This window comes from Gordonia amicalis, assembly GCF_022059885.1.
GTDB classification, from domain to species: domain Bacteria; phylum Actinomycetota; class Actinomycetes; order Mycobacteriales; family Mycobacteriaceae; genus Gordonia; species Gordonia amicalis.
The window spans coordinates 3,776,693-3,789,332 of sequence record NZ_CP091855.1 but is presented as its reverse complement, the minus strand read 5'-3'; the positions used below and the strand labels follow the sequence as shown (position 1 = coordinate 3,789,332).

General features: G+C 69.1%; 12 protein-coding genes. 7 read left to right on the top strand and 5 right to left on the bottom strand.

All coding sequences use genetic code 11. The features are described 5' to 3' along the window. Positions 1 to 74: 74 nt before the first annotated feature. Complete coding sequence (locus IHQ52_RS17320) at positions 75 to 503, bottom strand: LapA family protein (RefSeq protein ID WP_006436370.1); 429 nt, start codon at positions 501 to 503, stop codon at positions 75 to 77. A 30-nt stretch (positions 504 to 533) separates the two neighbouring features. On the opposite strand from IHQ52_RS17320, the gene rlmN reads away from it, so the two are divergent. After that, on the top strand, positions 534 to 1,640 hold the full coding sequence (gene rlmN / locus IHQ52_RS17315; RefSeq protein ID WP_006436371.1) for a dual-specificity RNA methyltransferase RlmN: 1,107 nt from the start codon (positions 534 to 536) through the stop codon (positions 1,638 to 1,640). 82 nt (positions 1,641 to 1,722) lie between these two features. On the opposite strand, the gene IHQ52_RS17310 is transcribed toward rlmN, so the two are convergent. Then, positions 1,723 to 2,004: a DUF2631 domain-containing protein gene (locus IHQ52_RS17310; RefSeq protein WP_006436372.1), complete on the bottom strand. Its 282-nt coding sequence runs from the start codon at positions 2,002 to 2,004 to the stop codon at positions 1,723 to 1,725. Positions 2,005 to 2,118: 114 nt separating this feature from the next. Between IHQ52_RS17310 and puuE the strand changes: the two genes are divergently transcribed. The 6 genes from puuE (at position 2,119) to IHQ52_RS17280 (ending at position 9,631) form a co-directional block, all read left to right on the top strand. Beyond that, positions 2,119 to 3,108, top strand: coding sequence for an allantoinase PuuE (gene puuE, locus IHQ52_RS17305; protein WP_006436373.1), 990 nt, complete (start codon positions 2,119 to 2,121; stop codon positions 3,106 to 3,108). Between the two features lie 36 nt (positions 3,109 to 3,144). Continuing rightward, a complete protein-coding gene (dxr, locus tag IHQ52_RS17300) occupies positions 3,145 to 4,317 on the top strand; it encodes a 1-deoxy-D-xylulose-5-phosphate reductoisomerase (protein WP_006436374.1) in 1,173 nt (390 codons plus the stop codon). Positions 4,318 to 4,334: 17 nt separating this feature from the next. After that, complete coding sequence (locus IHQ52_RS17295) at positions 4,335 to 5,561, top strand: M50 family metallopeptidase (RefSeq protein WP_006436375.1); 1,227 nt, start codon at positions 4,335 to 4,337, stop codon at positions 5,559 to 5,561. Positions 5,562 to 5,623: 62 nt separating this feature from the next. Beyond that, entirely contained in the window at positions 5,624 to 6,811 is a 1,188-nt protein-coding gene (gene ispG / locus IHQ52_RS17290) for a flavodoxin-dependent (E)-4-hydroxy-3-methylbut-2-enyl-diphosphate synthase (RefSeq protein WP_006436376.1), read from the top strand. Between the two features lie 63 nt (positions 6,812 to 6,874). Continuing rightward, a complete protein-coding gene (locus IHQ52_RS17285; RefSeq protein WP_040004737.1) occupies positions 6,875 to 7,711 on the top strand; it encodes a GNAT family N-acetyltransferase in 837 nt (278 codons plus the stop codon). An 81-nt stretch (positions 7,712 to 7,792) separates the two neighbouring features. After that, positions 7,793 to 9,631 carry a penicillin-binding transpeptidase domain-containing protein gene (locus IHQ52_RS17280; protein WP_006436378.1) on the top strand — a complete coding sequence of 613 codons (1,839 nt, stop codon included), beginning with the start codon at positions 7,793 to 7,795 and terminating at the stop codon, positions 9,629 to 9,631. On the opposite strand, the gene IHQ52_RS17275 is transcribed toward IHQ52_RS17280, so the two are convergent. From IHQ52_RS17275 to IHQ52_RS17265, 3 genes are read right to left on the bottom strand one after another with little or no spacing between them, the layout of a single operon-like run. Then, on the bottom strand, positions 9,628 to 10,416 hold the full coding sequence (locus IHQ52_RS17275) for a heme ABC transporter ATP-binding protein (RefSeq protein ID WP_096273833.1): 789 nt from the start codon (positions 10,414 to 10,416) through the stop codon (positions 9,628 to 9,630). The genes IHQ52_RS17280 and IHQ52_RS17275 overlap by 4 nt on opposite strands. Continuing rightward, entirely contained in the window at positions 10,413 to 11,513 is a 1,101-nt protein-coding gene (locus tag IHQ52_RS17270; protein ID WP_096273835.1) for a FecCD family ABC transporter permease, read from the bottom strand. The genes IHQ52_RS17275 and IHQ52_RS17270 overlap by 4 nt, the downstream gene beginning before the upstream one ends. After that, positions 11,510 to 12,517 (bottom strand): heme/hemin ABC transporter substrate-binding protein, encoded by a 1,008-nt coding sequence (locus IHQ52_RS17265; protein ID WP_096274942.1) that lies wholly within the window; start codon positions 12,515 to 12,517, stop codon positions 11,510 to 11,512. Before IHQ52_RS17265 ends, IHQ52_RS17270 begins: the two co-directional genes overlap by 4 nt. Positions 12,518 to 12,640: the final 123 nt, after the last annotated feature.

The following is a 12,640-nucleotide window of genomic DNA, read 5'->3' as shown; positions in this document are numbered from 1 at the left end:
CACCTCACTCGGAGGTCTTCCCTATGTCGCGCCGACTCGCCGAACCCCGTACCTAACGTCCCGGGTCAGTACAGCTAGCCGGCGGCCTTCTTCAATGCCCGACGCAACTGCAGCATGCGGAGTCCGCCGACCAGGGCGACGATCAGCGCACCCGCGATCGCGGCGATCAGCAGGCTCACGCCCAGCGGGAGATTGACCTCCCAGAAGAGCAACTCGATCCGCTGACTCTCCAGGTTCTGCACGATGAACACCAGCAGCAGGACCAGGATGATCGCCCCGATGACCACGCCGAACCACGTCGCGCGCGTACGGGTGTGCTCGACGTCGGCGACGGTCTGCCGCAGGCGGTCGCGCTCGGCGAGGACGGCGTCGGGGTCGTCGCCGGCCGCTGCCGGGGTCGGTGGCACGGGCGCGGGATCAGAGGCGGACGCGGAGCCGGGCTCTCCCCGCGAACCCCACTGCGGGACCGGGTTCCCGCTTCGGCGGTGATCGGGTGTGGTCATGGGTTCATCATGACATGCGACAATGGGTCGATGACCTCATTACCGCTGGTGTTCGACGCGCCCAAACGCGGGCTGCCGCCGACACACTTCGCCGATCTCGACGCCGCCGGCCGCGTCGCGGCGCTGGCCGAAGTGGGTCTCCCGAAGTTCCGGGCCAACCAGTTGGCCCGGCAGTACTACGCCCGCCTCAACGGCGACGTCGAGGAGATGACCGATCTGCCCGCGGCGTCCCGCGACGCCGTGCGCGAGAAGCTGTTCCCGCAGCTCCTGACGCCGGTCCGGCACATCTCGTGCGATGACGACTCCACCCGCAAGACGCTGTGGCGACTGCATGACGGCACTCTCCTGGAGAGCGTGCTGATGCGATACACCGAGCGCAACACCCTGTGCATCTCCAGTCAGGCGGGCTGTGGCATGGCCTGCCCGTTCTGTGCGACCGGCCAGGGCGGTCTCGACCGCAACCTGTCGACGGCCGAGATCGTCGACCAGGTGCGGGCCGCCGCCCGCGCCCTTCGTGACGGTGAGCTCGGCGAGCCGGGTCGCCTGTCGAACGTCGTGTTCATGGGTATGGGAGAGCCGCTCGCCAACTACAAGCGCGTGGTCAGCGCGGTCCGGCAGATCACCTCGCCGGCACCCGACGGGCTCGGCATCTCGGCGCGGTCGGTGACCGTCTCGACCGTCGGTCTCGCACCGTCCATCCGGCGCCTCGCCGACGAGGGGCTCGCGGTCACGCTGGCCGTGTCCCTGCACACGCCCGACGACGAGCTGCGCGACACGCTCGTCCCGGTGAACAACCGCTGGTCGGTGGCCGAGGTCCTCGAGGCCGCACGCTATTACGCCGACACCACCGGACGCCGCGTCTCCATCGAGTACGCCCTGATCCGCGATGTCAACGATCAGCCCTGGCGCGCCGATCTCCTCGGGCAGAAGCTGCACAAGGCGCTCGGGTCCCTCGTGCACGTGAACCTCATCCCGCTCAACCCGACACCCGGCTCGGAGTGGGATGCCAGCCCCAAGCCGGTGGAACGTGAGTTCGTGCGCCGCGTCCGCGAGCAGGGCGTGTCCTGCACCGTGCGCGACACCCGTGGTCAGGAGATCGCCGCGGCGTGCGGGCAGCTCGCCGCGGAAGAGCGCTGAGCGGGCGAGACGCAACCAGGACACGAAAAACGCCGAGCGGCCAGGCCGCTCGGCGTTTCTCGGGGTCTTGGTCAGTGGTGGTTCAGGACCACTTGCCGCGGTTCATCCACCAGCCGCGTACGACGAAGAACAGGACGCCGGCCGCAAACGCGATGAGCCAGATGTCCTCGACATGACCGGTGTGGTTACCGATGAGCATGAACAGCAGGAAGGCCGCGAAGAAGAGGGCGGCACCGTAGAAGGTCTTCGTCGCCGATCCGAACCAGCCGAAGCGGGCGGACGGTGCATCGGCGGGCTCACGGCGCCAGCCGGTGTCGATGACCTCGGCGTGTCCGCCAGTGTGCTCCACATCGGTGCTTGCCACAGCCACTCCTCACAGCGCGGGTCGTCAGATGTCTGACGAACGGTAGTAGTTCCCGATCAGCATAGCGGCACAGTGATCTCGGAGACCGAGCCCGGTCGGTGATTCGATGACAGAATGCGGCTCATGGCTTCGTCCGACTTCCGCGCGGGCCCGAGCGCGGGCCGTTCCCTCGCCGACTTCCGCACCGAGAACTATCCCCGCGACATGGTCGGATACGGTTCCACGCCACCGGACCCGCAGTGGCCCGACGGCGCGAAGATCGCCGTCCAGTTCGTGCTCAACTACGAGGAGGGTGGCGAGAACAACGTCCTCGAGAACGACCGCGGCAGTGAGACGTTCCTGTCGGAGATGGTCGGCGCTCAGGCGTTCCCGAACCGGCACATGAGCATGGAGAGCATGTACGAGTACGGGTCGCGGGCCGGGGTGTGGCGCGTGCTGCGGACGTTCTCGCGGCGCGGGCTGCCGCTGACGATCTTCGCGGTGTCCCAGGCGATGGCCCGCAACCCCGAGGTGGCGGCCGCCTTCGTCGAGCGCGGCGACGAGATCGCCTGTCACGGATACCGATGGCTCAACTACCAGCTCATCGACCCCGAGGTCGAGCGCGAGCACATGCGGGCCGGCATCGAACTGCTGACCGAGATCACCGGCGAACGACCCCGCGGCTGGTACACCGGCCGGGATTCGCCGAACACCCGGCGGCTCGTCGTCGAGCAGGGCGGATTCACCTACGACTCCGACAGTTACGCCGACGACCTGCCCTACTGGGTGAAGGTCCCGCGCGGCGACGAACTCGTCGATCACCTCGTCGTGCCCTACACGCTCGACACCAACGACATGCGGTTCGCCTCACCCGGCGGATTCCCGTCGGGTGAGCAGTTCTTCGCGCATCTGCGCGATGCCTTCGACGTGCTCTACCGGGAGGGCGTCGAGGGGGCGCCGAAGATGCTGTCGGTCGGACTGCACTGCCGTCTCGTCGGCCGGCCGGCACGACTGGCCGCACTGGAACGGTTCCTCGATCACATCCAGTCCCACGACGACGTCTGGGTCACCCGACGCATCGACATCGCCGACCACTGGCGGCAGACCCATCCAGCGGAGCACTGACGGAAGGTGCACCCGACCGGCTGACACAATGGATACGTGCCCACACGTGTGTTGATCCTCGGTTCCACCGGTTCCATCGGCGTCCAGGCGCTCGAGGTGATCGCGGAACATCCCGATCGCTTCGAGGTCGCCGGCCTCGGGGCGGGCGGCGGAAATCTCGACCGGCTGGCCGAACAGGCCGCTGCCTTCGGCGTCCCCGCCACGCGGTTGGCCGTGGCCGACGCCGCCCGCGCCTCCGAACTGTCGGAGCGTCTCGGGGCGCCCGTGCTCGGCGGACCAGACGCCATGTGCGACCTCGTCGACGCCGTCACCGCGGAGACCGGCGTCGACGTCGTGCTGAACGCCGTCGTCGGATCGATCGGCCTGGCACCCTCGCTCGCCGTCCTCCGGACGGGCGCGCGCCTCGCGCTCGCGAACAAGGAGTCGCTCGTCGCCGGCGGGTCGCTGGTCCTCGACGCGGCGGCGCCCGGACAGATCGTGCCGGTGGACTCGGAGCACTCGGCGATCGCCCAGTGCCTGCGCGCCGGGACCGCCGCCGAGGTGGACCGACTGGTCCTCACCGCGTCGGGTGGACCGTTCCGCGGATGGAGCGCAGAACAGCTCGAGGAGGTGACCCCCGAGCAGGCCGGCCGCCATCCGACCTGGTCCATGGGCCCGATGATCACCCTCAACTCGGCGACGCTGGTCAACAAGGCCCTGGAGGTCGTCGAAGCGCATCTGCTCTTCGGCGTCGACTACGACCACATCGACGTGACCGTCCATCCGCAGTCGATCGTGCACTCGATGGTGACCTTCGTCGACGGTGCGACCGTCGCCAAGGCCTCCCCGCCCTCGATGAAACTGCCCATCGCGCTGGCGCTGGGCTGGCCGGATCGCGTACCCGGGGCGTCGACCGCCTGCGATTTCTCCACCGCCTCCGCGTGGACGTTCGAACCCGTCGACGACAAGGTGTTCCCGGCGATCGAGCTCGCCCGGACGGCCGGACGGGGCGGGGGGAGTCTGACGGCGGTGTACAACGCGGCGAACGAGGCGGCTGCCGAGGGCTTCTTCGCAGGTGCGATCCGATTCCCGCGCATCGTCGAGATCATCGGTGAGGTGCTCGGCGAGGCAGATCAGTGGCGTGTCGCGCCAGGTACTGTGGAGGAGGTCTTCGCCGCCGATCGGTGGGCCCGGGAACGCGCAGCTCAGCTGGTCGCGGCCGCTGTGTAGCTGGATGGAGTGAGTACGTGAGTTTCGCGATCGGTGTCACGCTCTTCGCGTTGGCGCTGTTGCTGTCGGTGGCCTGGCATGAGTGCGGTCACATGTGGGCCGCACAGGCCACCGGCATGAAGGTGCGTCGCTACTTCGTCGGCTTCGGACCCACGATCTGGTCCACGCGCCGCGGCGAGACCGAATACGGACTCAAGGCGATCCCACTCGGCGGCTTCTGTGACATCGCGGGCATGACCCCGCACGAGGAGCTCGCCGCCGACGAGCAAGACCGGGCGATGTACAAGCAGAAGGCCTGGAAACGCCTCGTCGTCCTGTTCGCCGGTCCCGCGCAGAACTTCATCCTCGGTTTCGTCCTGATCATCATCGTCGGCCTGAGTTTCGGACTGCCCGACCTCAGCCCGCCGCCGACCCCGGCCAAGGTCGCCGAGACCCAGTGCGTGTCGTCGACGATCACCATCTCCGGCGGTGAGCAGACCAACTCGCCGTGCACCGGCGGCGGTCCCGCGGCAGCGGCGGGCCTGCGGCCGGGGGACGAGATCGTGGCCGTCAACGGACAGCCCGTCGGCCAGGCCTCCGACCTGACCCCGGTCATCCGGGAATCGAAGGGCCCGGTCGTACTGACCGTCGACCGCGGCGACGAACGACTCGAGCTGACCATGACCCCCGAACCGGTCACGGTGACCGCGACCCGGTCCGATGGCACGACCGAGACCGTCAACTACAACATGGTCGGCATCGCCTACGACGCCCCACCGGCGATCAAGGACTTCAGCGGCTTCGACGTCATCCCGGGCGCCTTCGTCTTCACCGGCGACCTGATCAAGGAGACGTGGAACGCGCTCCTGTCGCTGCCCACCAAGATCGGTGCACTCTGGACCGCGGTGACCGGTGGCGAACGCGCCCTCGACACCCCGGTCAGCGTCTACGGCGCCTCGGTGCTCGGCGGCCAGGCGGTCGAACGCGGCCTGTGGGACATGTTCTGGATGCTGCTGATCAGCATCAACTTCTTCCTCGGCCTGTTCAATCTGGTCCCGCTGCTCCCGCTCGACGGCGGACACATGGCGATCGTCGGCTACGAGAAGGGCCGCGACACCGTCCGTCGCTGGTTCGGACGGGCCCCCGGCGCCGCCGTCGACTACTACAAACTCCTCCCGATCACCTACGCCGCGGTGGTGGTGATGGCCGGGTTCATGGTGCTCACGCTCACCGCCGACATCATCAACCCGATCAATCCGTGGTGACCTCCCACAACGAATCCCCAGCAGAGACCCGACAGCCCACCCGAATCACAGAGGTGAATCAGATGAACGCCCCGACTCCTGCCAACGCCGTGCCGATCGGACTCGGCATGCCGGCCGGACCCCCGCCGGTGCTGGCTCCGCGCCGCAAGACCCGGCAACTGTTCGTCGGCTCCGTCGGCGTCGGCAGCGACCACCCGATCTCGGTGCAGTCGATGACGACCACGAAGACCCACGACATCAACGCGACCCTGCAGCAGATCGCCGAGCTGACCGCGTCCGGCTGCGACATCGTGCGCGTGGCGTGCCCGCGACCCGAGGACGCCGAGGCGCTGCCGATCATCGCCAAGAAGTCCAAGATCCCGGTCATCGCCGACATCCACTTCCAGCCGAAGTACATCTTCGCAGCGATCGACGCCGGCTGTGCGGCGGTGCGCGTGAACCCGGGCAACATCAAGGAATTCGACGGCCGCGTGAAAGAGGTCGCGAAGGCCGCGGGCGAGGCCGGCATCCCGATCCGCATCGGCGTCAACGCGGGCTCCCTCGACAAGCGCATCCTGCAGAAGTACGGCAAGGCGACGCCCGAGGCGCTCGTCGAGTCGGCGCTGTGGGAGGCGAGCCTGTTCGAGGAGCACGGCTTCGGCGACATCAAGATCTCGGTCAAGCACAACGACCCGGTGATCATGGTCGAGGCCTACCGCCAGCTGGCCGCCCAGTGCGACTACCCGCTGCACCTCGGCGTCACCGAGGCCGGTCCGGCGTTCCAGGGCACCATCAAGTCCGCCGTCGCCTTCGGCGCGTTGCTGAGTGAGGGCATCGGCGACACCATCCGGGTGTCGCTGTCGGCGCCGCCGGCCGAGGAGATCAAGGTCGGCGATCAGATCCTGCAGTCGCTCAACCTGCGTCCCCGCAAGCTCGAGATCGTGTCCTGTCCGTCGTGCGGCCGCGCCCAGGTCGACGTCTACAAGCTGGCCGATGAGGTGACCGCCGGTCTCGAGGGCATGGAGGTCCCGCTGCGCGTCGCGGTCATGGGCTGCGTGGTGAACGGGCCGGGTGAGGCCCGCGAGGCAGACCTGGGCGTCGCCTCCGGAAACGGCAAGGGACAGATCTTCGTCAAGGGCGAGGTCATCAAGACCGTCCCGGAGGCGCAGATCGTGGAGACCTTGATCGAAGAAGCGCTGCGGATCGCCGAGGAAACAGGGGAAACTGGAGACGGCACGCACGTAGGCCCGCCTGTGGTCACCGTCTCCTAGGCCCTGCATCTCGGACCGAACAGGCGCTGCGCGAGTCCCTTGTCAGGGAAGTGAGGAGCGGTGGTGCTGAAGCTACTGGGCGACAAACCGCTCGGCGCGCGTGACGCGGCTGCCGTCGAACGCGTGCTCATGTCCGACCCGGTCGCGATGTGCATGGTCGCCGCGAGGTTCGAGACGCACGGCATCAACCCGCGGCTGCTCGGTGGGGAGCTCTGGACCGCACAGGACCCTTCGACATCGCTGTGCTTCTCCGGCGCCAACCTGATCCCGCTGATCGGGTCCCCCGACGACCTCGACCACTTCTCCGACCGCGCGGTCGCCGCACCTCGTGCCTGCTCGTCGATCGTCGGCCGGGCCGACCTGGTGCTGCCGATGTGGCAGCAGATCGAACCCGTGTGGGGGCCGGCGCGCGAGGTGCGGCCGGTCCAGCCGCTGCTGGTCCTGACCGGATGCCCGGCGGTCCCGTCGGATCCGGCCGTGCGGCTGGTCACCCTCGATGACCTCGACGCATACATGCCGGCCGCGATCGACATGTTCATCGGCGAGGTCGGCGTCGATCCCACTGCCGGCGACGGCGGGCGTTCGTACCGCAGACGACTGTCCTCGCTCATCTCGGCACAACGGGTTTTCGCGCGTTTCGACGGCCCCGACGTCGTGTTCAAGGCGGAGATCGGGTCGCTGTCCCGGCGGGTCGGCCAGATCCAGGGTGTGTGGGTGTCGCCGGAACGACGCGGCGAGGGTCTCGGCCTGGGCGGCACCGCCGCGGTCGCCGAGGCGGTTGCCGCCCACGGGCGACTCCCCAGCCTGTACGTCAACAGCTTCAACGAGACGGCTCGAGCGGTGTACGACCGCATCGGGTTCACCGAGGTCGGCACCTTCGCCACTGTCCTCGTCGACTGATCCGATCCCGTCTCAGGTCACAGCGAGACCTCCCGCGTGGCTACCGGGGATCGGTGCGTCGCAGCCATAGACTCGACCGCGATGTGGCGCACGAGAACTCGATGGACCCCGGCGGTGATCGTCGCGGTCTGTGCTGTCGTGATCACCGCCACCGCCGCCTGTTCCTCCTCGGAGGACGACGGTCCGCGCGGGGCCGCCGAACGATTCCTCGAGGCGTACTCGCAACAGGAACTCGACGCGGCCGCCGCCCTCACCGACGTGCCGCAGACCTCGCGGTCGGCGATGGAGTCGGCGTGGTCGGGACTGGCCGCCGAAGAACTCGAGACGAAGGCCGGTCGGGTACGCGTCACCGGTGACACGGCCGAGGTGCAGGTCGGCTACACGTGGACGCTCCCGCGCGGCCGGGACTGGTCCTACGACGCGACCCTGCGCATGGGCCGATCCGACGCCGGCTGGGCGGTTCGTTGGGCGTCGACCGCGATCCACCCGAAACTCGGCGCCGATCAACGCCTCTCGCTGCAGATCATCGAGGCGCCGCGGGCGACGGTCAACGAGGCCGACGGTTCGGAGGTCATGGTCAACGGCACGGTCGTCGGCGTGAACTTCGATGCCGGAGAGGCCACCGAGCAGGGTGCTTCGGTGGCGACCTCGGTCACGAGCGCGGTCGGCGTGCTGCGCCGGCTCAACCCGGATCTCGACGAACAGCTGATCACCGAACAGGTCACCTCGAGTCGCCGGCAGTATCCGCTGGCCCGCCTGTCGCACGCCCAGTTCGACCGGCTCCGCGACCAGCTCGCGATCCCCGGTGTCGTCACCAACGAACAGGCCGAGCTGGTTCCCAAGGACCCCAAGTTCGCGCCGGCACTGCTGACCGAGGTCAAGAAGGTCGTCGACGGCGAGGTCGCCGGGCGTGCCGGCTGGCGCGTGGTCTCGGTGAACCCCAACGGACTCGACGCCGCCGTGCTCGCCGACCACGACCCCGACCCGTCGCCGGCGGTGTCGCTCAGCCTGTCGCGGACGGTGCAGAACGCGGCGCAGCGAGCAGTCAACGCCACCAACAGGTTCCAGGTCGCGATGGTCGTCGTGCAGCCGTCCACCGGTCGCATCCTCGCCGTCGCGCAGAACCCCGCCGCGGACACGCAGGGGCCGATCGCGACGACCGGCCTGTACCCGCCGGGTTCGACGTTCAAGATGGTCACCGCCGCGGCCGCGATCAACCGCAAGATGGCCGGGCCCGATTCCGTCGTGGGTTGCCCGGGGGAGGTCCAGATCGGACCGCGTCTGATCCCGAACTACAACGGCTTCGCGCTGGGCACCGTGTCGATGCTGCAGGCGTTCGCCGCGTCGTGCAACACCACTTTCGCCAAGCTCGCCAGCCAGATGGGACCGTCCGATCTCGCCCACGCGGCCGCGGCGATGGGGGTCGGCCAGCAGTACACGATCGCCGGACTCGACGCGGTGTCCGGATCGGTGCCCATCGAGAACGAACTGGTCGCACGGAGCGAGGACGGTTTCGGGCAGGGGAAGGTGCTGGTGTCGCCCCTCGGACTGGCGCTCGTCGCTGCGACCGTCGCCAACGGTGTCAAAACGCCGGTGCCGCAACTGATCCTGGACAAGCCCACCAAGGTCGAAGGCCCGACCCCGACGATGCCGCCCGAGGTCTATCAGCAACTGCGGCCGATGATGCGGGCGGTGATCACCAGCGGTACCGCGTCGGTGATCGACGGTCGCGGAGCGGTCTTCGGGAAAACCGGTGAAGCCGAGTTCGAGGGCGGGTCGCACGCCTGGTTCGCGGGGTACCGCGGCGACATCGCCTTCGCGACCCTCGTGGTCCGTGGTGGCGACTCGAACAACGCCGTCGCCGTCACCCGCGACTTCTTCGACGGGCTGGGGCCGGGTTACGCGGTCCGCACGCCCTAACGGCGTTCGGGCAGGATCACCCGGCGGCCGCCGTGGTCGATGACCTCGACCGGATGGTCGTAGGTACGGCTCAACAGCTCGGCGGTCATCACCTCGTCGGTGGGGCCGACGGCCAGCAGCTCCCCGTGCTTCATGACTGCCACCCGGTCGGCGTAGGCGGCGGCGAGGGTCAGGTCGTGCACCACGAGCAGCACGGCGTTTCCGGCGTCGCGATGAACACGCAGGATCTCGAGGACCTGCTCCTGGTGGTGGATGTCGAGTGCGGCGGTCGGCTCGTCGAGCATCATGACCGGCGTGTCCTGGGCCAGGGCCCGCGCCAGCGACACCCGCGCCTGCTGCCCGCCGGACAGCTGGGCGAAGGGCCGGTCGACGATGTCGGCGAGTTCGCACAGGTCGACGGCGTCGGCGATGACCGCGGGGGAGTCGGCGGCCTCCGGGGTCCGCAGCCAGGGGTAGCGCCCCATGGCGACGACCTCGGCGACGGTGAACGGGGTGTCCACCCGGTTCTGTTGGGTGACCACACTGCGATGACGCGCGAGCTCTCGCAACGAGGTGGTGGCGACGTTCCGGCCGTCGATCGTCACGCGGCCACTGTGCGGGCGGCGCGTACCGGACAACACCGACAGCAGCGTCGACTTGCCGCACCCGTTGGGCCCGACCAGTGCGACGAGCTCGCCGGGATGGACCTCGAGGGAGACGCCGCGCACGACCTCGCGCCCGCCGAGTTCGACCCGGATGTCCTCGGCCGCGATCCCCGGCGTCCCGACGGCACGTGCGGCGGTCACCAGCCGGCTCCCGCGTGACGACTGCGGCGCAGCAGGATGAAGAAGACGGGCCCGCCGATCAGCGAGGTGAACATGCCGAGGGGGAGATCGGCGTCGCCGAGCATCGTGCGGGCCGCGAGATCGGCGCCGGTGATGACGAGCGCGCCGCCGATCACGCTGGTGGGCAGCAGGATGGAGTGTTTGGGTCCGACGATCAGCCGCATCACGTGCGGGACGACCAGGCCGACGAAGGCGATGATGCCGGCGAAGGCGACGGCCGCGGCGGTGAGGACCGCGGTCAGCACGATCGCCTGGCGTCGAACGGATTCCACGTTGACGCCCAGGGACGCCGCCTGGATCTCGCCGAGGGCGAGGAGGTCGAGCTTGTGGACGAGCAGTGCGCAGGCGGCAACACCTCCGATGACCAGCGGTGCCACCACCCAGATCTCGCTCCAGGTGCGGCCGGCCAGCGATCCCAGCTGCCAGAAGATGATCTGCTCGCGGGCGGCGGTGGAGGCGACGAAGGTCAGGAAGGCGATGACGCCCGCGGCGAAGGCGTTCACCGCGATGCCGGTGAGCACCAGCATGATCGCCGACGACGATCCGTCGCGCAGCGAGAGGAGGTAGACCGCGGCGGCGGTGACGAGGCCGAAGAGGAAGGCGGCCCCGGCCAGTGCCCAATTCCCGCCGGCCCCACCGACTCCCGCCGTGCCGCCGGCCAGGACGATGACCAGGCAGGCGCCGACGGCCGACCCGGAGGACACCCCGATGATGCTCGGTTCGGCGAGGGGATTGGCCAGTACGCCCTGCAACAGACAGCCCGCAGCGCCGAGGGCTGCACCGACGAAGAGCCCGAGCACGATCCGCGGGAACCGCACGTTCCACAGAGCCCCCTCACCGTTGGGGTGCGAGGGAAGCGGCCCGATCTCGAGATGGAAGTGGTGGGCGATGCTGCCCAGGACCTCCAGCGGCGGGATCTCCACCTGACCGATTCCGGCGGAGACGATCGCCAGCGTCGCGGTGGCGATCAGCATCACGAGCACCACGGTGAGGTTGCGGACCCGGTGCGAGCGGCCGACCGGCGGCGCGGTCGTGGCGTCGGCGGTCTGGACGCTCACGTGTAGATCGCCTTCGCCAGGGCCGCGAGCACCAGGCCGACGTCGGGGCCGAAGGCGAGGATCTTGCTCTCGTCGATCTGCACGACGCGGCGGTTGCGACCGGCCTCGGTGTCGGCGACTCCGGGAAGGGTGAGCACTCCGTCCGGACCGCCTACCGTGTCCGCGCCCTGTGTCATGACGATCAGGACGTCCGGGTCGGCGGTGATCATCGCCTCCGCGGTGATGGCGGTGAAGGCGCCGGTGAGCTGCGCGGCCTCGCCGGCATCCCGGCCACGTAGTTCGGCGATCAGATCATCGGCGCCCGAACCGGGTCCCGCGAGGAGCAGGAGATTGCGGCCGCGGATGTAGAGAAAGGCCATCGTCGGGTCGCCGGAGGGGTCGGGGACGAGATCGCGGGCCGCCTCGATCTGCGCATCGGTGCGTTCGACGAGCTTCTCACCGGCCGCGGGGACACCGAGCGCCTCGGCGACCGACCGCATCAACGTGTCGTTGGACGCGAGGTCGCGGATGGCGGGGAAGACCACCACGGTGACACCGGAGTCGCGGATCTGATCCACCGCGGTCGCCGGGACCGTCGATTCGCTGACCAGCAAGAGCGTCGGCGCAAGCGCCAGAACGGATTCGGCGTTGAGGCTGTGGCCGCGGTTGGTCACCACGGGGAGACCGACCGCGGACGGGAACGCCGTCGAGGTGTCGCGGCCGACGACGTGGGAGCCCAGACCGAGCGCGAAGACGATGCTGCCTAGGGTGCCGCTGATGTCGGCGGCGATGATCCGGCTGGTGTCGGTGACGGTGACCGGTCCGTAGCGCACCGAGTCGACGGTGACCGGCAGCGTCGAGGTCGGGTCGTCCTCGACGGGTGTCACGTCGGTGTCGTCGAGGACAGCCGTCTGTGGGCCGTTGCGCAGGTGGGCTCCGGGAGAGTGCCGGTCCTGTTCGATCGGGGTGACGAAGCACGCCGAGACGGTCAACGCGGTGAGGACCACCACCAGCCAGGTCCGCACCGATCTGATCGACGCGCCCACCGCCACCACCTTCGATTCGGGTTCCGACGCTCAACGGCGCGGATGTCTTAGGGCGAGCTTAGTTGTCGCGTCCGGGTCGTCCGCGCGCCGGTCCGCTTCGGA

What these genes read in the sequence shown, in the direction of transcription:
- IHQ52_RS17320 (WP_006436370.1), bottom strand. Translation starts at nt 503, where the DNA reads ATGACCACACCCGATCACCGCCGAAGCGGGAACCCGGTCCCGCAGTGG.
- IHQ52_RS17280 (WP_006436378.1), top strand. Translation starts at nt 7,793, where the DNA reads ATGTGGCGCACGAGAACTCGATGGACCCCGGCGGTGATCGTCGCGGTC.
- ispG (WP_006436376.1), top strand. Translation starts at nt 5,624, where the DNA reads ATGAACGCCCCGACTCCTGCCAACGCCGTGCCGATCGGACTCGGCATG.
- puuE (WP_006436373.1), top strand. Translation starts at nt 2,119, where the DNA reads ATGCGGCTCATGGCTTCGTCCGACTTCCGCGCGGGCCCGAGCGCGGGC.
- rlmN (WP_006436371.1), top strand. Translation starts at nt 534, where the DNA reads ATGACCTCATTACCGCTGGTGTTCGACGCGCCCAAACGCGGGCTGCCG.